The sequence below is a fragment of the Mesorhizobium sp. C399B genome (assembly GCF_030323185.1).
Taxonomy (GTDB): domain Bacteria; phylum Pseudomonadota; class Alphaproteobacteria; order Rhizobiales; family Rhizobiaceae; genus Mesorhizobium.
The window spans coordinates 2,380,004-2,405,000 of the sequence record NZ_CP100472.1; the positions used below are offsets into that span (position 1 = coordinate 2,380,004).

14 protein-coding genes, 1 tRNA gene and 2 rRNA genes (1 of these 17 only partly in view) are annotated in these 24,997 nt (G+C 62.2%); 11 read left to right on the top strand and 6 right to left on the bottom strand.

The features are described 5' to 3' along the window. The first annotated feature begins 8 nt into the window (after window positions 1–8). Genes NLY36_RS11290 through NLY36_RS11310 form a run of 5 tightly spaced genes read left to right on the top strand, consistent with a single transcriptional unit; the run spans window position 9 to window position 3,890 of the window. A complete protein-coding gene (locus tag NLY36_RS11290) occupies window positions 9–1,283 on the top strand; it encodes a glycosyltransferase (RefSeq protein ID WP_023712265.1) in 1,275 nt (424 codons plus the stop codon). After that, on the top strand, window positions 1,280–1,630 hold the full coding sequence (locus tag NLY36_RS11295; protein ID WP_023672949.1) for a cupin domain-containing protein: 351 nt from the start codon (window positions 1,280–1,282) through the stop codon (window positions 1,628–1,630). Before NLY36_RS11290 ends, NLY36_RS11295 begins: the two co-directional genes overlap by 4 nt. A 21-nt stretch (window positions 1,631–1,651) precedes the next feature. Next, on the top strand, window positions 1,652–1,993 hold the full coding sequence (locus NLY36_RS11300; RefSeq protein ID WP_023672950.1) for a cupin domain-containing protein: 342 nt from the start codon (window positions 1,652–1,654) through the stop codon (window positions 1,991–1,993). Window positions 1,994–2,016: 23 nt separating this feature from the next. Continuing rightward, window positions 2,017–2,361, top strand: a complete 345-nt coding sequence (locus NLY36_RS11305) for a cupin domain-containing protein (protein ID WP_023672951.1) — start codon at window positions 2,017–2,019, stop codon at window positions 2,359–2,361. Between the two features lie 20 nt (window positions 2,362–2,381). Further along, a complete protein-coding gene (locus NLY36_RS11310; protein WP_023735160.1) occupies window positions 2,382–3,890 on the top strand; it encodes an aldehyde dehydrogenase family protein in 1,509 nt (502 codons plus the stop codon). A 55-nt stretch (window positions 3,891–3,945) separates the two neighbouring features. Here NLY36_RS11310 and NLY36_RS11315 read toward each other — a convergent pair whose 3' ends face one another. Next, complete coding sequence (locus NLY36_RS11315; RefSeq protein ID WP_023672953.1) at window positions 3,946–4,485, bottom strand: invasion associated locus B family protein; 540 nt, start codon at window positions 4,483–4,485, stop codon at window positions 3,946–3,948. 354 nt (window positions 4,486–4,839) lie between these two features. On the opposite strand from NLY36_RS11315, the gene NLY36_RS11320 reads away from it, so the two are divergent. From NLY36_RS11320 to NLY36_RS11340, 5 genes are all read left to right on the top strand, one after another. Further along, on the top strand, window positions 4,840–17,691 hold the full coding sequence (locus NLY36_RS11320; RefSeq protein WP_023735161.1) for a beta strand repeat-containing protein: 12,852 nt from the start codon (window positions 4,840–4,842) through the stop codon (window positions 17,689–17,691). Between the two features lie 118 nt (window positions 17,692–17,809). Next, entirely contained in the window at window positions 17,810–18,316 is a 507-nt protein-coding gene (locus tag NLY36_RS11325) for a phage tail protein (protein WP_023672955.1), read from the top strand. A 12-nt stretch (window positions 18,317–18,328) separates the two neighbouring features. Next, on the top strand, window positions 18,329–18,850 hold the full coding sequence (locus tag NLY36_RS11330) for a phage tail protein (RefSeq protein WP_023672956.1): 522 nt from the start codon (window positions 18,329–18,331) through the stop codon (window positions 18,848–18,850). 9 nt (window positions 18,851–18,859) lie between these two features. Further along, window positions 18,860–19,387 (top strand): phage tail protein, encoded by a 528-nt coding sequence (locus NLY36_RS11335; RefSeq protein ID WP_023685706.1) that lies wholly within the window; start codon window positions 18,860–18,862, stop codon window positions 19,385–19,387. A 94-nt stretch (window positions 19,388–19,481) separates the two neighbouring features. After that, window positions 19,482–19,925 (top strand): GNAT family N-acetyltransferase, encoded by a 444-nt coding sequence (locus NLY36_RS11340; protein ID WP_081726212.1) that lies wholly within the window; start codon window positions 19,482–19,484, stop codon window positions 19,923–19,925. Window positions 19,926–19,940: 15 nt separating this feature from the next. Here NLY36_RS11340 and NLY36_RS11345 read toward each other — a convergent pair whose 3' ends face one another. After that, entirely contained in the window at window positions 19,941–20,519 is a 579-nt protein-coding gene (locus tag NLY36_RS11345) for a 2OG-Fe(II) oxygenase (protein ID WP_023733650.1), read from the bottom strand. 72 nt (window positions 20,520–20,591) lie between these two features. Beyond that, window positions 20,592–20,861: a DUF6916 family protein gene (locus tag NLY36_RS11350; RefSeq protein ID WP_023672960.1), complete on the bottom strand. Its 270-nt coding sequence runs from the start codon at window positions 20,859–20,861 to the stop codon at window positions 20,592–20,594. 238 nt (window positions 20,862–21,099) lie between these two features. On the opposite strand from NLY36_RS11350, the gene NLY36_RS11355 reads away from it, so the two are divergent. Next, a complete protein-coding gene (locus NLY36_RS11355) occupies window positions 21,100–21,894 on the top strand; it encodes a SapC family protein (protein ID WP_023735162.1) in 795 nt (264 codons plus the stop codon). Window positions 21,895–22,213: 319 nt separating this feature from the next. On the opposite strand, the gene NLY36_RS11360 is transcribed toward NLY36_RS11355, so the two are convergent. From NLY36_RS11360 to NLY36_RS11370, 3 genes are all read right to left on the bottom strand, one after another. Further along, window positions 22,214–22,290: transfer RNA gene (locus NLY36_RS11360), tRNA-Met, on the bottom strand. A 257-nt stretch (window positions 22,291–22,547) separates the two neighbouring features. Then, window positions 22,548–22,662: ribosomal RNA gene (gene rrf / locus NLY36_RS11365) — 5S ribosomal RNA — on the bottom strand. Window positions 22,663–22,863: 201 nt separating this feature from the next. Beyond that, window positions 22,864–24,997, bottom strand: a 23S ribosomal RNA gene (locus NLY36_RS11370); it runs 668 nt beyond the window's last position.

Sequence of the window (24,997 nt, forward strand, 5' to 3'; positions counted from 1 at the left end):
AGAGCTTGATGGCGCAGAAGACGATCGCGTTTTTTCCCGAAGCGGCCTACGGCCCGGCGCTCAATTCGGTCGGCATCGCGCAAGCCGTCGAGGCGCGCGGCCATAAGGCAGTGTTCCTGTCCGACCCCGGCTTTGTCGATGTCTACAAGGGTTACGGCTTCGAAGCGCATCCGGTGAACCTGTCGGAGCCGATGCCGCCCGAGCAGATGGCGAAATTCTGGGAAGACTTCATCAACGGCCACATCCCGAACTTCCGCAAATCGCCCTACGATCAGGTCGACAATTACGTGAAGGATTGCTGGACCGCGATCGTCGACAGCGCCAAATGGGCGCAGAAGGATTTGCCGCGAGTCCTGGCCGCCATCAAGCCTGATGTCATTTGCGTCGACAATGTCATCCTGTTTCCGGCCATCAAACAGTTCGGCAAGCCTTGGGTGCGCGTCATCTCCTGCTCGGAAAACGAGATCGAGGATGAGGACATCCCGCCGCATCTCTCCGGTTGCGGCGAGAACGACCATGTGGGCCACCAGCGCTATCGCGATCATTTCAATGCGGTGATCAAGCCCATCCACGACGACTTCAACGCCTTCCTCACCGCAAACAATGAAGCGCCATACCCGGTCGGTCAGTTCTTCGAGACATCGCCCTATCTCAATCTGCTGCTCTATCCCGAAGCGGCAAAGTTCAAACGCCGCCATCCGCTTGATACGACGAAATTCCAGTATCTCGAAGGCTGCGTGCGGCAGGAAAAGCCATACGCCGTGCCGACCTTCGCCGAGAACAATGACGGGCCGCTGCTCTATGTCTCCTTCGGCAGCCTCGGCGCCGGCGATGTCGATTTGTTGAAGCGCATAATCGCAACACTGGGCAAGACCTGTTACCGCGCGCTGGTCAATGTCGGCGGCTACAAGGACCTGTACACGGATGTGCCGGACAACGTCGTCGTCGAGAGCTGGTTTCCGCAGCCTTCAGTCATCCCGCAGGTCGATGCCGTAATCCACCATGGCGGCAACAACTCGTTCACAGAGTGCCTCTATTTCGGCAAGCCGGCCATCATCATGCCCTATGTCTGGGACGGCCACGACAACGCCACCCGCGTCCAGGAAACCGGCCACGGCTTCGGCATGCCGCGCTATGACTGGAGCGACGCCCAGCTGATCAGCAGGATCGAAGCCTGCCTGACTGACCCCAAGATGAAGATCAGGCTGGCGAAGACCTCGGCGCAGATGCAGGCCCAGAACGGGCCTGAGAAGGCAGCCGGGCTGCTGGAGGCGCTGCTGTGACCTCCTCCGCCCCGCATCTCTACCAAGCCTCCACCCGCACCGACCTCGTCGACTGGGGCGCCCAGTCCGACGCGCTGGACGGCGCGTCGCACTCGACCGGCAGGCTTGTCCACAAAGGACCCAACAACCAGCCGGAATCCGGCATCTGGGTCTGCACGCCCGGCCGCTGGCGGCTCTCGATTCCGCGCGACGAATTGTGCCATTTCGTCGCCGGCCGCGCGACGTACCGGTCGGATGCCGGGGAGGTGGTAGAAGTCGCAGCCGGGACCGTGGTCATGTTCCCTGCCGGCTGGACAGGCGAATGCACCGTGCATGAGACCATGCGCAACGTCTACATGCTGGCTTGAACAGCAACGGAGCTTCCCAATATGCCGACACCGCACTGGCCAAAGGCCTCGACCGTGAAACTGGAGGACTGGGGCGGGGGCAGCAACACGCTTGCCGGCTCGCCGCGCGCCTCGGGCAGGATCCTCTCGCAGAACCCGGACGGCTCAAGCGAATGCGGCCTGTGGTCGTGCACGCCAGGCAGCCGCAAGGTTACCTTTGCCGCCGACGAGTTCTGCCATTTCCTGTCGGGCCGCGGGACCTATGTCCGCGAGAATGGCGAAGAGATCCCGGTCGAGGCCGGCATGCTGGTGTTCTTCCCCGCCGGCTGGGCCGGCACCTCCACCATCACGCAAACACTGACCAAGGCCTTCATGTGCCGCTGAGCACTTTTTTAAAGGAAATCGCCATGACCACGCCCATCATGCAATCCCCGCTTGCCATCACCGACCTCGTCGACTGGGGCGTCATCCCGACCATGATCGAGGGCGTGTCCCACACCTCGGGCAAGCTGCTCTACAAGGGGCCGGAGGGCCGTTCGGAATGCGGCCTGTGGGTCTGCACCCCCGGCAAATGGCACTGCCATGTCACCCGCGACGAGTTCTGCCACTTCCTCGAGGGCCGCTGCACCTATGTGCACGAATCGGGCGAGGTCATCCAGATCGAGCCGGACACGGCGGCGTTCTTTCCTCAGAATTGGAAAGGCGTCTGCACCGTCCATGAGACCATCAAGAAGGTCTACATGATCCGCTGAGCGGACCTGAAAGGACGACCATGCAATTCTCCGCTGAACGGCCGGCTTTCTTCGTCAATCCGGACTACCGGCCGATGACCGGCACGGCAAAACCGGTGATCGATCCGGCGACGCTGGAGACCGTCGGCTCGATCTCCGCCGCAACGGACGGTGAGGTCGATGCGGTGCTGTGTGCCGCAACCACGGCACAAGCCGCCTGGAAGCAGCTCGATGCCAAGAGCCGGGCAAAGCATCTGCATGCGGTCGCCAACGCCATCGAGGCGGCGGACTTCACGCGCTGCGCCGAGCTGATGGTGCGCGAGATGGGCAAGCCCTATCCCGAAGCGATCGGCGAGATCGCCAATTGCGCGCCGATCTTCCGCTACTATGCCGAGATGGCGCGCGACGACGCCGGCAAGATCGCCGGTACGACGCAGGCCGGGTCGTTCCAGTATGCGCGGTACGAGCCGTATGGCGTCTCCGTGCACATCATGCCTTACAACTTCCCGATCCTGCTGATGTGCTGGACCGTCGCGGCCTCGCTTGCCGCCGGCAACGGCTGCGTCATCAAGCCGGCCGAAGCGACGACGCTGTCGACGCTGGACTACATGACGATGTTCCGTTCACTGCCGGAAGGGCTGGTCGCCTGCCTGCCTGGCACGGCCGCCACCGCGCAGGCGCTGATCGCCTCCGAACGCATCCACGCTGTCGCCTTCACCGGCTCGGTCGCCGCCGGCAAAGCCGTGGCAGTCGCCTGCGCCGAGCGCATGAAGCCTTGCGTCATCGAAGCCGGCGGCAGCGATCCGCTGATCATCAGCGAGCACGCGCCGCTCGACGTGGCGGCTGCCGGCAGCGTCACCGCCGCCTTCCACCTGACCGGCCAGGTCTGCACCTCGGCCGAACGCTTCTTTGTCGTCGACTCGGTTCACGATCGCTTCGTCGAGCTGTTCGCCGAGAAGACGCGGGCGCTGCGCATCGGCAATGGCATGGACAAGACCGAGATCGGCCCGCTGGTCAGCGAAGCCGCCCGGGCGAAAGTGATGCGGCTGGTCGATGACGCTATCAGCAACGGCGCTATAGCCGTTGCCGGCGGGCGCATTCCGCCGGCGCACAACACTGGCTGGTTCTACGAGCCAACGATCCTGACCGGCGTCACCCCCGATATGGCGATCGTGCGCGAAGAGTGTTTCGGACCGGTCGCCGCGATCTGCCGCGTCAAGGATTTCGACGAGGCGATCCGGCTTGCCAATGACAGCCCGTTCGGCCTCGGCGCCTCGGTGTTCACCACCGACCTCGCCGAGGCGCATGAGGCGGCCGAGCGGCTCGAGGCCGGCATGGTCTGGGTCAACAACCCGCTGATCGACAATGACGCCTTGCCCTTCGGCGGCTGGAAGGCATCAGGCCTTGGCCGCGAGCTGGGACGCCAGGGACTCGACGCCTTCCGACGCTCCAAGATGGTCATCATCGACCACAGACCGGCGATCCAGGACTGGTGGTATCCTTACCCCGACAGCTGGTTCCGCGAGACAGGCGGCCGCAAGCACGTGTGAGTCCGGCCAGTCCAAAACGTAAGCTGATGCTTACGCATCTGCCGAGATAGGCCGGCTATTTCAACGCTTGAAGCTTGTCGATCGCGGCAGTGAATCCGGCAAGCGAGACCGGAATGGTCACCGGCTTGCGCGTCACCGACTCCATGCCGATGTTCAGGTTGGTTCCCGATTTCATCGCCTTGACGAGGTCCGCCGACAAAGGGGTCGCGGCATAGGCGCCGTTCTGGTCGCTGGTCTGGATGGCAATGGTCGTCTTCTGCCCCTGGTCGATCTGGTACGAGGCGCCGGAAGGCAGGAACAGCCCGTGCGGCAAGGCCAGCAGCATGGCGAGGTTGCCATTGCCGTTGTCGCGGCGAACCGTAACGGTAAGAACGCGCTGCCCCGTCTTGGCCTCGGTAAGGTTTTGGGAGACCTGGCATTGAAGCTCGATGCCGGCCGATCCGCTGGCGCAGTTTAGCGCCCACGGATTGCCTTCTGCAGGCTTGGTCTCGGCAGATGTGGTTGACTTCGGCTCTTCGGCAAGCGCCGACCCTGCCGTCACGACCAGCCATAGCGCGCCGACCCAGGCGGCCCGGCCACAAACGGTTCTCAGCAATGAAGCCACCCGATCCTCGTCGTGTCAGGGTTTCGCCGAGCGCGTTGATACAACAGCCGAGCCTGGCGGGGAAGCCAATACGGTACATGAGCTCGGGCTAAATTACTGTTGCTGAATTGTCACAATAAACAACTTTGAAATCTTGTACGTGTAAAGCAAACAATCATGCTCGCTATACACTGGGATTCGGATAGTATTAGCGACGGAGCGTGTACTCGTCGGGGTTCGCAAGGGATGGAGACGACCGAGAAAACTCGGCAGATCAATGACATGGCGACGCACGGAAGAAGCTTCCGGGCGAATAGCAAGTATCGCCGGTCAGGTTTCTCCAGGCATCTCTGGAAGACGACTGCGTTGTCCACTCTGGCACTTGCCCTTTCCGGCATAGCCGCCCATGCCGGCGACACCGGACTGTGGCAGCCGCAGGTCCGCGCCATCATCGGCGCCAACAACAATGGCGGCAACACGGCGATCGAGGGTTTCCTGCCGCTGAAGCAGAACCTCGAATCCGTTCTCTTTCTCGATGTGCGCTCGAAATACGATTTCGACGACGGCTTCGGCCAGGACGTCGGCCTCGGCGTTCGCCGCATCGTGAATCCGGATCTGATGATCGGCGGCTACGCCTATCTCAACATCCAGAACCACGACAGTCACCAGTTCGTCGCCTCGAGGCTCGGCCTCGAGGCCATCACCTCAAAATACGATGCGCACGTAAACGTCTATCTGCCGATCAGCGGCGACCGCAGCACGGCCGGGCAAGAGTCGAGCCTGTCGCTGGTCGGTCATCAGCTGATCGAGCAGATATCGGCCATCGCCCACCGCGATTACGCGGCCTGGGGCATCGAGGGCGAGGTCGGCGTTCAGGTGCCGCTCAACCTGCCCGAGAACCATTCACTGCGTTTCGATGTCGGCGCCTACCATTTCGGCGATCCCGACGGCGACGACGGCAGCATCACCGGCGCCAAGGCCGGCCTGGAATATTCGATCGGCGACGTCATCGGCAAAGGCACGTCGCTGACCTTCACCGGCGAGGTGCGCAACGACAACCGCGATGACACCCAGTTCGCCGGCAGCATCCGGCTGACGGTGCCGCTCAACGCTTTCGACAAGGGCTCGTCTTCGGCCGATGACGGCGCCGAGCCGGTCTATCCGGTCAGCCCCGGCCTGCGCAAACGCGTCAACGAGCGCGTACGCGGCGACATCGGCGTTCGCATCGAGAGCCAGGACAAAGTTACCGGCACGTCGACGCGGGTGGCGATCAATGCCGCCACCAACACGGCATTCGGCCAGTTCTTCTTTGCCGATGGTGACAACGACGCGCTCGGCCTCGGCACGATCGGCGACCCGACCACGCTCGACAATGCAGTCGCCGGCGCCGGCGCTAACGGCGTCGTCGTCGCGCTGGGCGGCAAGGGCAACATTACGACAGCCGGCGTGACGCTCGCCAACGGACAGACCGTTATCGGCGGTGGCGGCGGTGTCCAGGCGCGGCTCGCCGACGGCAGCATCGGCACCTACAATTTCGGCGGCTCCAACGGCACCATCCAGGGCACTAACCCCGCCAACAACGTCCTGACGCTCGCCAATGGCAACACGCTGAGCGGTATCACCATCACCGGCGGCAAGGACGGCATCTTCGGCAACAACATCGCCGGCGCCACGCTGACCAACGTCAAGGTCACCGGCACCGGCGGCCACGGCGCCGACTTCACCGGCACATCGACCGGCGTCAATGGCTCGAACTTCACCGCGACCGGCAACGGCCTCGACGGACTGCATATCGAAGGCGACGGCACCTATAACTTCACCGGCACGACGCTGCTGCAGGGCAATGGCGACGACGGCCTGGATATAACCGGCCACGGCACCTACACTTTCGCCACCCTCAACGCGCTCGACAACAACGATGCCGGCATTACCGTGAAGGGCACCGGGATCGCCGGCTCGATCACCATCACCGGCGGCCAGGTGTCGGGCAACAAGGCGCTCGGCGACGACGGGGTCGGTGTCTTCATCGATCCGATCACCGCCCATATCGTGCTGGATTCGATCACCCAGACCGGCGGCGCATCGGGCGTCGTGCTCGAGAATCTTTCGGGCAGCTTCACCGTCAACGGCGCGACGACGATCTCGAACACGACCGGACCGGCCATCGCGATCACGGATTCGCCGGCCGCGATCCGCTTCGGCGACATCGACATCATCAATCCCGGCACCGACGGCATGGTGTTTACCGGCGTCAATGCGTCCGTCATCGCCGGCAACATCATCATCTCCGGGCTCGGCTCCGGCATCGGCCTCGACTTCTCGAACAGCCAGACCAATTTCACGGCGCAGTCGCTGAACATAAACGGCACCGGCGGCACGACGTCCATCGGCATCGACCTTGTCCAGACCAACGGCGGCACGATCATCATTACCAATGGCGGCATCATCGCCAATGTCGGCACCGGCATGCGGCTCGGCATTGCCGGCTCGCCGGCCGACACCGCCAACGCCCAATTCACCTTCGGTGGCGGCTCGATCGGCGGCAACCTCGCCTCGCTCGACGCACGCGGCCTCAATTCCGGTTCGGGCCAATACGCATTCGGCACGGCGACGTTCAACGGGCCGCAACTGTTCGACCAGACGCAGCTGATCTTTGTCGCCGCAGGCGGCACAGGCGACGGTACCTCGCTTTCGGACCTGGCTTCGATCACCGACGCCGACAACAATACCGACGGCACCGCGATTTTCGTGCTGGTCAATCGCGGTGTCATCGACGACACCGACGGCTTTACGCTCGAAGCGGGGCAGACCCTGGCCTCTTTCGGCAACGGCCGCACCTTCTCGCTCGGCGGCCTGCCGATCAATGTGACCGGCGACAACGTCGATCACGGCAGCACCATCTCGGATGCGGCCGGTGCCGCAACGCTGACCGCTTCGGGCAGCGGCGACGTCGTCACGCTGGCCAACAATACCTCGCTCCAGGACTTCAACATCTCCGGCGGTACCGCCAACGGCATCCATGGCAGCGGCATTACCGGCGTCGTGCTGACCGGCATGAACGTGTCGGGGACCGCCCTCAATGGCGTGCTGTTCGATGGCGCCAACGACGTTTCCGGCAGCAATCTGAGCTCGACCGGTAATGGCGGCGCTGGGCTGTCGATCCAGGGCGACGGCACCTACAATTTCACCGGCACGACGACGGTGTCGGATAATGCCGGCGACGGCTTGCTGATCAACAGCAATGCCATCACCAGCTTCCAGACGCTCAACGCGACCAGCAATGGCGGCAGCGGCGTCCAGGCCACGTCAACTGGCACCGGCTCGCTTTCGATCGACGGCGGTACCGTCAACAACAACACCACATCCGCCTTTACGGCGTCGAATATCGGGCTCGGTGTCACGCTCTCCAACATCGGCCACGTCGGCGGCACAACCGGCGTCAGCCTTTCGGGCGTCAGCGGCAGCGTCAGCGTTACCGGCCCGACGACGATCGGCAGCACCACCGGCGACGGCATCTCGATCAGCGGCAGCACGGCAACGGTCGGCTTCAGCGGCGACGTGCTCATCAGCCAGGTGCTTGGCAATGGCATCGCGCTCAACGGCAACACCGGCGCCGTCAGCTTCGGCTATGCGGAAATCGGTGCGCCGGGCCTCAACGGCATCGATATTGGGGGGAATACCGGGTCAGTCACATTCTCTGGCCCCACCATCGTTGTCATCGGTTCTGCCGATGGCAGCGCGGGCATCAACTTCAGCGGCACAAACAACGACGTCAGTTTCGGTACGACGACGGTGTTGCTCGGCGAAGGGCTGAACCGGACGGGCATTGACTTCAGCGGCTCGTCAACGACAGCCGATTTCGGGCTGACCAGCATTACCGGCACCGGCGACCTGACCTCGCGCGGCATCGACCTGTCGTCGACGACCGGCAACAAGACGATCACCTTCCTGCAGGGCTCCAAGATCGACAATGTCGGCGTCGGTGTCGAATTGTCGTCAGGCGGCACCACGGCCACGTCGGCCAACGCCAACTTCACCTTCGGCGACGGCAATTCCGCCGATGGGCTGGAATCCTTCATCACCGCCGCAACCGGCGGCTACACTGTCAATACGATCGGGCTGGATCCGGCGCTCGGCAACTACGACTTCGACGATGTCGTCTTCACCGGCGATGCCCAACTGGCGGTAACTGTCGGCGGGGTCGTCATGATCTCGCAGACAGGCGGCACTATTCACGCGGGCACGAACGGGCTGAGCGCCGATGTCACCACCGTGACGGCCGCCCAGGCCGATGCCATGGTTGGCACGCAGACCTTCGCCTTTGTCGGCATCGTCGACCTCAGCGCGACGCCGTTCACGCTCGATTCGGGACAGTCGATCACCGGTTTCGGCAACGGCAATTCCATCCTCACCTCCGGTACGTTCCAGCCGGTCAATGTGCAGGGCAATCTCGGCGCCACCGGCGGCAATGTCACCGGCGATGAGGGCGTGGTCAAGAGCACGGGCGACACCCTTCATCTGCTCGGCAGCAATCAGGTGCGCAACACCGCCTTCGACTACAGCGGCGGCAGCGGCTCGGTGTTCGCCATCGACCAGAGCGTGGGTGGCTTCAACAATTCCGGCGGCATCGTTATCGAAGGCGTCACCGTCAGCAATGTCGCTGCCGGCCAGACGGCGTTCAACGTCGACGGCCTCACCGGCAACCTGTCGATTATCAACAACAATATCAACGTTGCCGGCACGCTGCTCGATGTCGACGGCGGCAACGGCAACATTACGGTCACCCGCGGCACCTTGCCCAACAGCGCGACGCCCGGCACGCTGACCGGTGGCGGCATCGCAATCGCCAACCGCACCGGCGGCTTGGTCAACTTCACGGACAAGGCGACGATCGGCGGCAGCGGCGTATCGCTGACCAACAACACCGGCGCCACAATCACCTTCGCCGATGTCGACATCACCACGGACGCCGCAACGGCGTTCACTGCAACCGGAGGCGGCTCGGTCAACGTCACGACCGGAACGATCAATGCCACCAATGCGGGAGCGGTGGCGCTCGACGGCATTGCGGCCAACATCAATTTCGCCTCGACAAGCGCCAGCTTCAATTCCGGCAGCGGTGTCGACCTGCAGCATCTGACCGGTACGGTCGCGCTCGGCACCGGCACGCTGACCAACACCGGTTCGGGTACAGCCTTCAATGTCGGCTCGGCGGCCGATCAGAGCGGCGGCAATGCAATCATCTCCTATGCCGGCACCATCGCCAGCAACGGCACCGGTGCCGCCGTCTCGATCCAGGAACTGACCGGCGGCTCGGTGACGGTGTCGGGCAATCTGACCGACGGCAACGCAGCCGATGGCGGCCAGATCTTCATCGGTGGCATCGCCAACGGCACGGCGGCGACCGTCACCTTCTCGGGAAGCAGCAAGAAGATAAGCTCTGGCGCGACGACAGCTGTACAGATCGGCTACACAGGCCCCCTCTCCGCCATCGTCCCGTATGACAACACGGACGGCACGATCAACTTCACCAATGGCGGCCTGGATATAACGACAACGACCGGAGAAGGCTTCGGCGCCGCCTTCGGCGGCACCGTCAGCGTGTCCGGCACCGGCAACAAGATCGCCTCCGGCGGCAATGGTCTGTTCATTGTCTTCGCCGACGTCGGCGTCGCCGGCGTCACCTTCGACAGCGTCTCGGCCGTATCGACATCGGACGCTGCCGGCGTCTTGCTGACAGGGTCCAATCTGGCGGGCGACGTCAACATTGGCGGCCTGAAAGATACCGGCTACATGGGCGCCTCGCTGAACGCCCTGCTCGGCACCGGTGCGGTGAATTTCACCGGCACGACCGATCTCGACGTCAGCTACCGAGGGTTTGATATCGGCGGCCCGCAAGTGGGCACCATAAACATCGCCAACGTCGCCGGCTCCACCCTGACCATCGACGGTGGGGAAGCCGGCATTGTCACGAACGGCCTGCAGGCAGGAATCATCAACGTTGGCGGCAATGGCGGCGTCGCCAGCATCGGCGCGACGACAAGCACCACCGGTGCGGCTATCGCCGTCAGCGGCGGTAACGACCTCATTCACGCCACGCTGAACTACAACGGCTCGATCAAGGTCGACACCGGCATGGTCGTGCAGGCCGTGGCCGACTGGAGCGAGCTCAACATGAGCGGTTCGGTCGTTTCGACTACGGCAGCAACTGGCATTGGTACGGCGGCCTTCGTCTTCACCGGCAACGCCAACGGCGTCTACAATATTTCAAGCACGATCGATCATACCGGCACGGGCATCGGCGTGCGGTTTGACGGATCGTCTAACGGGACGGCCACCTTCTCCGGTGCGTCGAAGATCTTCAACACCAGCAGCGGCACCAACGACGCGATCGTCAAGTTGCCCAGCATCAGCCCGACCCAGGGCATGGGCACGCTCAACTTCACCAATGGCGGCCTGGTCATCACCACCTCGAGCGGCGCCGGCTTCACCGCCAGCACTTTCGGCGCCGGCACGGTCAGCGTCAGCGGCACGGGCAACTCGATAACCACGACGACAGGCACCGCGCTCAACCTCGACAACGCGACGGTCGGCGCCGGCGGCATCAATTTCAGCTCCATCTCGGTCAATGGAGCGGCGACCGGCGTTTCGCTCAACAATGTCAGCGGCGGCACGCTCAATCTCGGCACGGTGAACCTGCAAGGCATCACCTCGACCGGCGTCGACATTTCCGGCACGCTCGGCTCGACGGTAAACTTCGCCAGCCTGACCATCGCCATGCCCGGCGACAATTCGACCGGCATCACCTTCGCCGATGCAGTCGTCAACAGCATCTTCACGACTGGCGGTTTCACGCTCACCAGTGCTTCCTCGACCGGCACCACCGCCGTCAACCTGTCCAACACCACCGGCACCGGCACCATCCAGCTCGGCGATCCGAACACGGCCGGCGCATCCTCCACCATCGGCGGCGCCGGCGCCGGACCCGGCATCGGCTTCCAGTTCACCCCGACGACGGCGATCAACTTGATCTATGGCGACGGCGAAAGCGCGGTCGACAAGCTGTCGACGGTCAAGGCAATCGACATCCTCAGTTCCACCGGCGTTTTCCCGGTCGGCGGCACCTATAATTTCCAGGATGTCGACGGCGCCAACGGCGGTTTCATCGGCGACCTCTCCGAGGCCCAGGGACCGACCACCTATTATGTCGACCAGGACGGCGACGGCGACGGCACCGCCGCCAATCCGGGCTCGATTGCCGGCGCGGAAGCGTCGGGCGCCTCGGTTGTCATCCTTGTCGACACGTCGCAGAACGGCACCAGCAACCTCATCGACATGATGCAGGCTCAGCAGAATGGCGGCGGCAACAACACGCTCAACCTTGCCGACGGCCAGATCCTGATCGGCCTCAAGGCCGGCGATTCCATCGATACCGCGCCGCTGGGCGCCGTCGGCGGCGGCCTCGGCGGCAATTTCAGCTTCAGCGGCATCAATGCCTCGACCGTCATCACGGCAGGGTCCAATGTCGATAGCGTGCTGGCGACGCTGACGACCGCGAGCGGCAACACTATCGATTTCTCCGGCAAGGCCGGCATCGAAAACGTCATCGTGCAGAACACCGGTGCGGGCCTTGGCATCTCCGGCACCAACATCACCGATCTTATCCTGCGCCGCGCCACGATCGCCGGCGGCACCGGTGGCGCCCTGTCGCTTACCGACGGCGCCGCTGCCAGCCAGATCGCACTGTCGAACCTGATCCTGTCGGCAACCGGCGGCGACATTGCCAAGGTTGACGGCACGGTCGGCGCCGGGCTGATGAAGGTCAGCGCCTTCTCCGACATCACGCTTCTGGGCAACAATGGCGAAACCGGCGGCTTTGGGGTGAGCGGTGTAACCTTCGATGCCGTTCCAGCGACTGTCGGCATCGACCAGGTCGACGGCGGCGCCTTCGTCGCCGGCACAAGCACCAATGGCGTCGGCGGTTATGGCCTGACGCTATCCGGTGTATCCGGCGATATCCAGTTCGACAGCATCACCGCCTACGGTGGCGTCAACGGCATCGCCTTCAATGGCGTTGACGCCACCGTCACGGTCAGCGGCGCCACCACCATCACCGGCACCAGCAGCTTCGGCATAGACGTCACCGGCGCCAACACCGGTACGTTCACCTTCGGCGCGGTGACGGTCAACAACACCGCCACGGCCGGCGACGGCATCCATGTGGTATCAGGCACGGTCAACGTCACCGGCCTCGCCAACATCGATACGACGAGCGGCGTCGGCCTGTCGCAGAGCGGCGGCACGACAAGCTTCACCGGCGGTGTGACCATCGACACCACGACCGGCACGGCCATCGTGGGCACCGGCGGCACGATGGGCATCACCGCTTCCGCTGCAGCCCAGACGGTAAATTCGACCAGCGGTCAGTCGATCAGCCTCACCAACGTCGCCGCCACCATTGCGCTTGACTCGACCTCGTCGGGCGGCGGCACCAACAATGTTGGCCTGGCCAATGTCACCGGAACAGTCAGCCTCGGATCCGGCGCATTGAGCGGCGCTTCGGGCGTCGCATTCCTGCTCAATGGCAGTGCTGCGACCCTCAGCTATGGCGGCTCCGTCACCAAGACCACCGCCGGCAAGATCGTCGACATCTCCGGCGTCACCGGCGGTTCGGTCACACTGTCCGGCGCGCTCAGCGCCACCGGCGGTTTCGACAATGGTATCTATGTCCACGGCAACTCCGGCGGGACCATCACTCTCAGCGGTGGCACGAAGACGCTGACCACTGGCGCCAATACGGCGGTCGACTTGACGACCAACACCGGCGCGACGATCAACTTCGATACGGGTGGCCTGGTGATTACCACCACCTCCGGCACGGGCTTCAACGCCAGCGGCGGTGGCACGGTCAGCGTCGGCGCGCTCCTCAGCGACAACAGCATCACCACGACGGCCGGCGGCACCGCGTTGAACCTCAATGGCGTTACGATTGGCGCTGCGGGCATGAATTTCGACAGTGTTTCGGCCACTGCCGCCGCAACCGGCATCTCGCTGACCAATATCGCCTCGTCCGGCGGCGGGGCCATCATTCTCGGCACGGTCAACCTGCAAGGCATCACCACGCGTGGTGTCGATGTTTCCGGCACGCTTGGCGCGGCGCTGTCCTTCAACGATCTCGACATCGGCCTGAACAGCACCACGGGCGTGGCCTTCGACCTCAACGGTGCCACCATCAATGCGGCGGTGACGGCCAATGACTTCGATGTCACCAATGCCGCCGCCGCCGGCACCTCGATGGGCGTCGACCTGCGTGGCACCACTGGCGGCCAGACGGTACGCCTCGGCGATGCCGTTGTCGGCGGCGCCAGCTCCAGCATTGCCGGCGTCAACACCGGCGTGTTCCTCAACAGCGCCACCAACCTCGCTTTCACCTATGGCGACGGCGAATCGGCGACCGACCAGCTCTCGACCATCGGCGCCAATGTAGGCATCGACGCATCCAGTGCGCCGGTTGCCGGCACCTACAATTTCCAGGATGTGAACTTCCAGTCGGCTCCCGGCCTGGGCTTCGGAGTCGGCAAGGTCTATTTCGTCGGCGCGTCCGCGACCGGTGACGGCAGCGGTCGCGACCAGAACAATCTCGCGACGCTGGCCACCGCCGAAGCAGCAGCCGTGGCGACGGACATTCTGGTTCTCGTCAACGATGGCGGCACCATCACCGCGGCAGGCAGCAATGGCAACGACACGCTGGCTCTCGCCACCGGCGAGCAGGTGCGCGGCTTCGGCAACGGCAACATCAATCTGGCGCTGACGGTGCCCTCCACCATCCAGCTCGCCAGCAACAGCATCTCGATCATCGACCAGACGCCCAATGGCGCCGCGACGCTGACGACGAGCGCCGGCAACAATGTCATCACGCTCGGCGCCAGCGGCAACATCATCGACGGCTTCATCCTGAATGGCAGCCCGGCGGGTGCCGCGCGTGGCGTCAAGGACAATGGCGCGGGTGCTGCGAATACCGTCATCAGCAACATGACCATCAGCAATTTCGCCACGCAGGGTATCGAGATCACGCCGTCAAACAGCACGACGATCAACAACGTTACTTTCTCCGGCAACGCCAGCGATGTGTGGCTGAACGCGTCCAACACCACCATCACCAACGTCACCAGCACCGGCGCCACCGGCATTGCTTTCAAACTCGACAACACCACCGGCACGACGACGCTGACCAACGTCAACATCACCACGGCGGCGACCGGAACCGGCATCGCCTTCGGTGGCGCGTCGGGCGCTGGCGGCACGATTGCCGGTACCAATGTCGACATATCGGGCGGCAGCGGCCTTTCGGTGACCGGCGGCAACGCGGTGATCAGCTTCGACGGCGCCAGCTCTATCATCAGCACGTCGGGCGCGGCGGCCACGATCTCGACCCGCGCTGGCGGCAGTTTCACCTTCGCCGGCTCGGTGATCGCCAATGGCGCTGCCAGCGGCATTAGTATTTCCGGCGCGACGGCGGCCAATACGGTGAGCTTCACCGGTACGGTCGATCTCGGCACCACGACGCCGATGACCGGCACCGCAGTCGCAATCAACAACGGCGCCACGGCCTCGACCGTCAGCTTCGCAAACCTCGACATCGTCACCAACGGCACCACCGGATTCAGCGCCATCAATGGCGGCACGGTCAATGTGACGACCGGCACGGTGAGCTCCACTTCCGCGCAGGCGGTCAACCTCAACGGCATCGCCACCACCACCGGCATCAATTTCACCTCGACCAATTCGACCGGCGGAACCAACAACGTGTCGCTGACCAATGTCACCGGCGCCGGCACTGTCAGCCTCGGCTCCGGTGCGCTCGGCGGCGCGACCGGCGCGGCCTTCCTGGTCACCGGCGGCTCGGCCAATGTCAGCTATGCCGGCTCGGTCACCAAGACCACGGCCGGAAACGTCGTCAGCATCTCCACCCGCACCGCCGGCACCACGACATTGTCGGGCACTCTCAGCGCCACCGGCGGCGTGGCCAACGGGATCCTCGTCAACGCCAACACCGGCGGCACGATCAACTTCTCCGGCGCCAGCAAGATACTGACCACCGGAGCCAACAATGCCGTCGACCTGACGGCGAACACCAACACCGCGGTCAACTTCACCGGCGGCGGCCTAGCCATCACCACCACCTCCGGCACCGGCTTCAACGCCACGAGCAACGGTACTGGCACCGTGACCGTTATCGGCTCGGGCAACACGATTTCGACCGGCAGCGGCGTCGCGGTCAACCTTGACAGCGTTGCCATCGCGGCGGGCGGCGTGACCTTCGCTTCCACGAACAAAGGCGCCGGCGGCACCAGCGCCGTCATCCTCGATACCGTCACCGGTTCGGGAGCGATCGACCTCGGCACCGGCGCGCTGGTGGGCGGAACAAGCGCCGTGATCCGTATCGGCGATGGCCTAGGCACCGCCAACAGCGGCGGCACGGCGGCCTTCACCTATGCCGGCGCGATCACCAGCGGCAGCACCGGCCAGGCGGTCAACATCCAGGATCGCGCCCTGACCGCCGGCAACATCACCCTGTCGGGCAACATCACGCATAATGCGGCGGGCCAGATCGGCCTCCTGCTGGACGACAATGTCGCCGGCATCATCACCTTCTCCGGCGCGTCGAAGTCGATCACCTCGACCACGGCGGCTGGCGTCAGCCTGAGCGACAATACCGGTGCGACGATCAACTTCACCAATGGCGGGCTGGTCATCGCCACCACCAGCGGCGCCGGTTTCAATGCCACCGGCGGCGGCACGGTGACGGTGCAGGGCACCGGCAACACCATCGCGTCCGGCACGGGCACGGCGCTTAATGTCGCCAACACGACGATCGGCGCCGGCGACGTGACGTTCAGGAGCATTGCGTCCAATGGTGCAGCCAACGGCATCGTGCTCAACAACACCGGCACCAGCGGCAATCTGGTGGTGACCGGCACCGGCGCGACGGGGGGCAGCGGCGGCACGATCCAGAACTCGACCGGCGATGGCGTCAGCCTGACCGACACTCAGGATGTCAGCCTGAGCAACATGATTATCAGCGACAATGCGGGCAACGGCATAAAGGGCCTGCGCGTCAACGGTGTGGTGCTCAACGGTCTGACCCTGAACAGCAATGCCGATGCCAACACCGAGTCCGGAATCCTGTTCAACGAACTTACCGGCAACGCCTCGCACGTCACCACGTTCACCAACCTCACGGTCTCCAACTCATTCACCCATAACGTGCAGGTCATCAATTCCGGCGGCACGTTGGCGAACCTGGTGGTGAGCGGCGGCACGTTCTCGAACAACGGCGCCTCGAACAATGCCGGCAGCGACTTCATCTTCGAGGCGGACGGCGCCGGTGTCGCCGGCGCGCCGACGATGACGCTGACCGTCGACGGCGCAACCTTCACCGGCAACAACGCCTATCCCGGACCGGGAGTCATCCCTGGAACCGGTCTGTTCGTCATTGCCAATGACGGCACCGTCAACGCTCACATCGGCGAGACCACGGGAAATCTATTCAACAATCTGAACAACGGCATCAACCTTACCCAGAGCAGCAATTCCGGCGCCGGCACGGGCGGCAATCTGAATTTCACCGTCCGGAACAACACCGTCACCAACAGCGACTCGACGGCCATCAACGTGTTCAGCAGCGGCGACCTCGCACGGACGCTTGACGGCACAATCGCCAACAACGTCATCGGTACGCAAGGCGTAGCAACCTCGGGATCGCGAACCGGCAACGGCATCAGGGTTGGGCATGAAAGCCTCGGCGTCGCCAAGGTGCTGATCGACAACAACATTATCCAGAGCATCGGCGTCAACGGCATAAGCGGTGGCGACAGCGTCTCGATCACGCAGCTCGTGCAGCCGGGCACCGTGCACGCGACGGTCACCAACAACACCATTCGCGACAATGCCGACAGCCGCGGCATCACGGTCACCGCCACATTTGCCGGCGCTATCATCAATGCCGACGTTCATGCCAACACCATCACCAACGTCAACAACGCCAATGCCATCCGCTTCCTCGCGGACGGCCTCGGCGGCGCCGACGGCACGATCAACGTACCGCAGGCGAGCGAGGCCGGTATCGAAACCGTCAATGGCGGGGCAACGGCACTGACGGACACCCGGACGTTCTTCAACCAGCCGCTGCCACTGCTGCCTGCCGCGACACCGTAGTCAGCAACCTTGGATTTCGTCCTAGCAAATATATTTTATGAATTTGATATCGACTTGTTGTCTTACTTAGGCATAATACAAGAATTCAGACAGTAAGCGGCCAACGGAGGGAACGGGGATGAGTGAGCCTTATTTAGGTGAAGTCAAGATCATTTCCTGGAACTATGCACCGCGCGGCTGGGCATTTTGTAACGGCCAGTTGTTGCCGCTTAACCAGAACCAGCCATTGTTCTCACTTCTTGGCACCAGGTACGGCGGCAACGGCCAGACAAATTTTGCCCTTCCGGATATGAGGGGACGTGCGCCGGTTCATACGGGCGGCCCTATTGGTGCAATTGTCGGCGGCCAGGGCGGCGAAGAGTTTCACACGCTCACGCTCGGCGAAATGCCGACACACAACCATTTCGTCAACGCATCGAACACTGCCGGCAACGTCAACAATCCATCCGGCGCGCTGTTGGGGGCGAACGCCAGCCCGATCTATCAGCCGCCTGGCAGCGCGGTGGCTATGGCGAAGGAAAACATCACTTTCGTCGGTGGCGGCCAGCCGCATGAGAACAGATCGCCCTATCTCGTCTTGAATTTCATCATTGCCCTGCAAGGCATATTCCCGTCGCGAAATTAAGAGGACGCTTCGATGAGCCAACCTTTTGTCGGCGAGATCAGGATGTTCGGTGGCAATTTCCCTCCGAATGGCTGGGCGTTCTGCCAAGGCCAGTTGATGCCGATCTCCGAGAACGAAACCTTGTTCAATCTGATCGGTACGACCTATGGCGGCGACGGGGAGGAAACATTCGCCCTGCCCAACCTCGCATCCCGCATCCCCGTCCATGCTGGCAAGGGCCCGCTGGTCAGCCAGACCTATATCATCGGAGAACTGGGCGGGGTCGAATCCGTCACTGTTTCAACCCAACAAATGCCGAACCATTCCCATACCTGGACCGGTTCGTCGAATATCGCCAAGAATCCGGGTCCGTCCGGCGGTGTCCTGGCGACATCGAGCCTGCTGACGCCCTATGTGGGTATCGCACCTGATGGCAACATGGCCGCCGGAGCCATTTCGCCGGCCGGCGGCAGCCAGCCTCACGACAATATGGTGCCGTTCCTCGCCGTCAGTTTCATCATCTCGCTATTTGGCATCTTCCCCCAGCAAAGCTAGAGACTTGCCATGACCAATCCGTTCGTCGCCGAAATTCGAATTTTTGCCGGAGATTTCGCCCCGACGGGGTGGGCGACCTGCGATGGCCAGCTCCTGCCAATCTCGCAGAATACGGCGCTGTTTTCGCTGCTGGGCACAGTTTACGGCGGCGACGGCAAGTCGACCTTCGCGTTGCCGAATATGGCTGGCTCCGCGCCCATGGGGCAAGGACAGGGCAATGGCTTGTCGGAGCGGTTTCTCGGCGAGACGGGTGGCGAAACGTCCATCACCCTTCTGCAAACGGAAATGCCGCAACATAATCATTTTGTCGCGATGTCCACCGAGAGTGGCGCCCAGGGAACTCTTACCGATGCGGTTGTTCTGGGGAAGTCGGGGGGCGGAACGCTGTATCAGAACAACACTTCGCAAAATCTGGTCCAGATGGACCCCCAGGCACTGAGCATGGCGGGCAGTACGTTGCCTCACAACAACCTGCCTCCCTATCTGGCGATGACGTTCATCATTGCCATGCAAGGCGTTTATCCGGCGCGTCCGTAAGCGCCACTCCATGATCCAGCTTCCGATTGTGGACAACGGGCCTGTTATATTTTGCTGGGTGCGCGCGGCGCGGATTGATCTGACGTTCCGCCCGATGGCGGACGCCGATCTGCCGTTCCTGTCGGCGCTCTACGCCTCGACCCGCGCCGAAGAACTTGCCGTCACGCCGTGGAGCGATGCGCAGAAAACGGCGTTCCTCGACATGCAGTTTCAAGCGCAGCACGCGCATTACCAGAAATACTATCCCAACGCCGACTGGCTGGTGATCGAGCAGGCAAGGCAAGATATCGGTCGCCTGTATATCGAGCGCTCGGCGAGCGAGCATTGCATCATAGATATCGCCTTCCTGCCGGCGCATCGCGGCAAGGGGTCTGGCGGTGCGTTGCTCGCCGATCTCATCGATGAGGCCGCCGCCGTCGGCAAGTCGGTCTCGATCCATGTCGAGAAGAACAATCCAGCGCGGCGGCTCTACAAACGCCTCGGCTTCACCGTTGCCGAGGACAAGGGCCTCTACGACCTGATGATCCGTTCGCCGTAAGGGCCGTGCCGGTCGTCACGTGCCGCGATACCAGGAGACGATGGTGAAACGTTCGTTGCGCGTGACCGGGGTGACTTCATGCGTCGTTTCCGAACGAAAGGCGACGAGAGAGCCCGGCAACGCGGGCATGGCAACGCGCAGGCCCGGGCCGCTGTAAGGCCCATGCAGGACCAGCGAGCCGCCTGCATAGCTTTTTGGCGAAGGGTTGTCCGATTGACGGTTGAGAAAGATCACCGCCGAGATCTTTCGGAACCGCGACTCGTCGTGAATGAGCGGCGTGTTGCCATCCTGGTGCGGCACAAAGAAATCGCCTTGCCGATAGTGAAGGAACTGAGGTTTCTCGACCTGGCCGAGCAGCAGCCCGAAATGCCGCTCCAGAGCCGCCTTCTGCTGCGCCAACAGGGCACTCACTCGCTCTTCAGTGGCCTGCGAAACATCGGCGCGCACGGTCTTTCGGATCTCCGGCCATGCCATCTTCTGGTCGGCACGCCCCAGCAGGCCGGCCGGACGGCCCACGGCCGCCCGAATTTCCGCGCACAGTGCGCTACACGCCGCTCCGTCAAATACGTCCGCAATCTCGATATAGTCGATCATATGTCGAGCCGCCGCGCTGCCAAATCGCCCTGATGGCCGGAGCGTCCCCGTGGCCGATCCGGTCGAAAAAAATCAGTTGAATACCGCCTCGTAAAGCCGCCCTGCCTCATCGGCAGCGATCGGCACGATGAAGATCTCATGGGCGCCGCTTTTGCCGTTGAACCGATAGATAGCCTGCGGCAGCGCCGCGTCGCGCGGCCCCCTGAACAGCAGCGTGAAGCCACCGCCGTCGCGCGGGCTGTTGGCAATGGGCTGCACCGCGCTCAGTTCCATCGTGAGCGTCTGACCGCCGGCTTCGACGGAAAAGCTCTGCCCCTGCTCGAAATCCGAAAGCGATGCCATGCGCCTGCCCTGGTTCGTCTGTCTTTCAGACGGCTCTCTTGAGATGTCTATCCCGTCAGCCAATCTCGCCGCTTCATGGCGTGCTGTCTATAGAGCTCGATCTCCAGAAGTACAAAAGAGCACGATCAAACAAACAGATAGATTTATCTTGGCCACGTAGGGTGAAGCAGCCGTCAACGCGTTGCGCACCGGCAGCCACTGGCCTAAACCGGAATGGTATAAGAGGAGAACACTAGGGATGACTGACGCGAAAACAGACACGGCCCCGGCCGGAAGCACCGCGACCAACGCGCTGCCGCTGTTCTACAAAAAACCCGAGGCGCTCAATCCGCTGCGGCACGGCTCACTCGGCCTTACGGCGCGGGCCGATTTCTCCTTTGCCCGCACCGCGCACGCCATCCCCGTCGTCGCATCGGAAATGCCCGCGGCGATGCGCTCCTATCCGATCGTTTTCATTGGCGACGCCAAGGCGCCTGTCATCATCACCGGTCTGCGCCAGGACCAGAACCTGTTCGTAGGCGCCGACGGCAAATGGGCGGAGCCGCATTACATTCCCGCCTATGTCCGCCGTTACCCCTTCATCCTCGCCGATGAATCGAAAACGACCGGCCGCCTGACGTTGTGCATCGACCGTGCCAGCGAACGCGTCGTCGAGCAGATGCCTTCGTCCAAGGACAGCGACGAGACCGCGGCCTTCTTCGACGGCAACGAGCCGGCCGAGGCCTCGAAGCAGGCGCTCGCCTTCTGCAGCCAGTTCCAGACCGACTTCAATGCGACTCGCGCCATGATCGACAAGATCGACGCGCACGGCCTGTTCGCGCCGCGGCAGAGCAAGGTGACGCTGGAGGGCGGCGAGACCCTCAACCTCACCGACTTTCAGGTGATCGACGAGCCGGCCTTCAACAAATTGAGCGACGAGGCGTTTCTTGATCTCAGGAAATCCGGCGCGCTTGCGCTGCTCTATTGCCATCTCGCCTCGAGCAACAGCTGGACCTCGCTGGCCTTCCAGGCGTCATTGCGGCGAGCTGGCTGACGCGGCCCGCGACGAAAAGCTTCGGCAAGGCGCGGGTTGTTTAAATCAACGGTTCGCGCCTTCGCACGACGATCTCTCCGCGGCTCGAATCATGCTGTTGTCGTGCAGATCGCTTGCCATGACGGGCTGGCGAACTCCCAATGCTCGACGTGTAGCTCTCGCCGAAATGCGCCGAGGCGGCATCACCCCCCGGTTCGCGGACCTGTCAATAAAGTCGAGCACGCCAGCCTTGCTGCCCTCCTCGATCGTTGAATAGCCGGTCGTCGCCATCGATCACGGTCCGAACGCAAAAAGCCCGCGTGAAGCGGGCTTTTTTTGTTGGTTGCGGGGACAGGATTTGAACCTGTGACCTTCAGGTTATGAGCCTGACGAGCTACCGGGCTGCTCCACCCCGCGTCACCTCCAGGGCAAGCTCTTGCTTGCTCCGGACTCTCCAGGGCAAGCTCTTGCCTGCTCCGGATCTGAAGCAAGCGTTTGCTTGCTTATCTGGACGTAAGCCTGGGCCTATGAACAGGATGGCTTACAGATAGGTATATGGCTGACCAAATGAAAGGGCCGCTTGCGCGGCCCGTGATCCCTTGGCGGGCCTTTTCGTAGAGAGAAGATTCAGTTTCATCCGGTTTGCGGATGAGAGTTCAACGTGCGTTTTGCAGACCTGGCAGCGACCTACTCTCCCGCGTCTTGAGACGAAGTACCATCAGCGCTGGAGCGTTTCACGGCCGAGTTCGGAATGGGATCGGGTGCAGCCGCTCCGCCATAACCACCAGGTCGGCAAAACGCACGTTATATCGAGAAGCTGTTTTTTCGTGCCAAGGCGACGTTTGTGTCTAGCTAACGGACAAAGTCCGCAAGCGCGACTGCGCGTCGCCGGTTTTCCGGCGCCCTCGCGGAGCATAGGCCCTGTTAAGGGCCGCTCATGCGTGAGCGCTGGTCAGATCATCGTGTTCACGATGAGCATAAGGAATGAGAACGATCAAGCCGATCGAACTATTAGTACCGGTAAGCTTCAAGCGTTGCCGCTCTTCCACACCCGGCCTATCAACGTGGTCGTCTTCCACGGTTCTCAGGGAATACTCGTTTTAAGGTGGGTTTCCCGCTTAGATGCCTTCAGCGGTTATCCCGTCCGGATATAGCTACCCTGCTATGCGGCTGGCGCCACAACAGGTCCACCAGAGATCCGTCCATCCCGGTCCTCTCGTACTAGGGACAGATCCTTTCAATATTCCTACACCCACGGCAGATAGGGACCGAACTGTCTCACGACGTTCTGAACCCAACTCACGTACCGCTTTAAATGGCGAACAGCCATACCCTTGGGACCTGCTCCAGCCCCAGGATGCGATGAGTCGACATCGAGGTGCCAAACAACCCCGTCGATATGGACTCTTGGGGGTCATCAGCCTGTTATCCCCGGCGTACCTTTTATCCGTTGAGCGATGGCCCTTCCACGCGGGACCACCGGATCACTATGACCGACTTTCGTCTCTGCTCGACTTGTCAGTCTCGCAGTCAGGCAGGCTTATGCCATTGCACTCAGCGAACGATTTCCGACCGTTCTGAGCCCACCATCGCGCGCCTCCGTTACTCTTTAGGAGGCGACCGCCCCAGTCAAACTACCCACCATACATTGTCCCGGACCCGGATAACGGGCCGCGGTTAGACATCCATAGTAATAAGGGTGGTATTTCAAGGGTGGCTCCACCTGAGCTGGCGCCCAGGTTTCAAAGCCTACCACCTATCCTACACATGCCACTACGAATGCCAATGTAAAGCTATAGTAAAGGTGCACGGGGTCTTTCCGTCTAACCGCAGGAACCCCGCATCTTCACGGGGAATTCAATTTCACTGAGTCTATGCTGGAGACAGCGGGGAAGTCGTTACGCCATTCGTGCAGGTCGGAACTTACCCGACAAGGAATTTCGCTACCTTAGGACCGTTATAGTTACGGCCGCCGTTTACTGGGGCTTCGATTCAGAGCTTGCACCCCTCCTCTTAACCTTCCAGCACCGGGCAGGCGTCAGACCCTATACGTCGTCTTGCGACTTCGCAGAGCCCTGTGTTTTTGATAAACAGTCGCTACCCCCTGGTCTGTGCCACCCTCCTCTACTTGCGTAGAAAAGGGTCACGCTTCTTCCGAAGTTACGCGTGCAATTTGCCGAGTTCCTTCAGCATAGTTCTCTCAAGCGCCTTGGTATACTCTACCTGACCACCAGTGTCGGTTTCGGGTACGGTTTATAAGGAGGAGCTATTTCCTGGAACCGCTCCGCTGCCCGTTCAATCCGATAAGATTGGACAACTTGTGCGATCCGTCACTACCTCCAAGCCCACGAATATTAACGTGGTTCCCATCGACTACGCGTTTCCGCCTCGTCTTAGGGGCCGGCTAACCCTGCTCAGATTAGCTTTAAGCAGGAACCCTTGGTCTTTCGGCGGGGGAGTCTCTCACTCCCCTTACGTTACTCATGTCAGCATTCGCACTTCTGATACCTCCACCACCCCTCACGGGTATGGCTTCGTCAGCTTACAGAACGCTCCGCTACCGCTTGGCCCTTGCGGACCAAACCCTAAGCTTCGGTGCATGGCTTTAGCCCCGTTACATTTTCGGCGCAAAGACCCTTATTTAGACCAGTGAGCTGTTACGCTTTCTTTAAATGATGGCTGCTTCTAAGCCAACATCCTGGTTGTTTTGGGATCCTCACATCCTTTCCCACTTAGCCATAACTTGGGGACCTTAGCTGTAGGTCAGGGTTGTTTCCCTTTTCACGACGGACGTTAGCACCCGCCGTGTGTCTGCCGACTAGTACTCCCAGGTATTCGGAGTTTGGTTAGGTTTGGTAATCCGGTGAGGACCCCTAGCCCATCCAGTGCTCTACCCCCTGGGGTATTCGGTCGACGCTCTACCTAAATAGATTTCGCGGAGAACCAGCTATTTCCGAGTTTGATTGGCCTTTCACCCCTAGCCACAAGTCATCCCGAACTATTGCAACAGTTATGGGTTCGGTCCTCCAGTAAGTGTTACCTTACCTTCAACCTGCTCATGGCTAGATCACTCGGTTTCGGGTCTAATGCGACGAACTGAACGCCCTGTTCAGACTCGCTTTCG

Excerpts from the sequence above, each read along its gene's own strand:
- NLY36_RS11290 (WP_023712265.1), top strand. The coding sequence starts at position 9 with ATGGCGCAGAAGACGATCGCGTTTTTTCCCGAAGCGGCCTACGGCCCG.
- NLY36_RS11300 (WP_023672950.1), top strand. The coding sequence starts at position 1,652 with ATGCCGACACCGCACTGGCCAAAGGCCTCGACCGTGAAACTGGAGGAC.
- NLY36_RS11305 (WP_023672951.1), top strand. The coding sequence starts at position 2,017 with ATGACCACGCCCATCATGCAATCCCCGCTTGCCATCACCGACCTCGTC.
- NLY36_RS11310 (WP_023735160.1), top strand. The coding sequence starts at position 2,382 with ATGCAATTCTCCGCTGAACGGCCGGCTTTCTTCGTCAATCCGGACTAC.
- NLY36_RS11325 (WP_023672955.1), top strand. The coding sequence starts at position 17,810 with ATGAGTGAGCCTTATTTAGGTGAAGTCAAGATCATTTCCTGGAACTAT.
- NLY36_RS11330 (WP_023672956.1), top strand. The coding sequence starts at position 18,329 with ATGAGCCAACCTTTTGTCGGCGAGATCAGGATGTTCGGTGGCAATTTC.
- NLY36_RS11335 (WP_023685706.1), top strand. The coding sequence starts at position 18,860 with ATGACCAATCCGTTCGTCGCCGAAATTCGAATTTTTGCCGGAGATTTC.
- NLY36_RS11340 (WP_081726212.1), top strand. The coding sequence starts at position 19,482 with ATGGCGGACGCCGATCTGCCGTTCCTGTCGGCGCTCTACGCCTCGACC.
- NLY36_RS11345 (WP_023733650.1), bottom strand. The coding sequence starts at position 20,519 with ATGATCGACTATATCGAGATTGCGGACGTATTTGACGGAGCGGCGTGT.
- NLY36_RS11350 (WP_023672960.1), bottom strand. The coding sequence starts at position 20,861 with ATGGCATCGCTTTCGGATTTCGAGCAGGGGCAGAGCTTTTCCGTCGAA.
- NLY36_RS11355 (WP_023735162.1), top strand. The coding sequence starts at position 21,100 with ATGACTGACGCGAAAACAGACACGGCCCCGGCCGGAAGCACCGCGACC.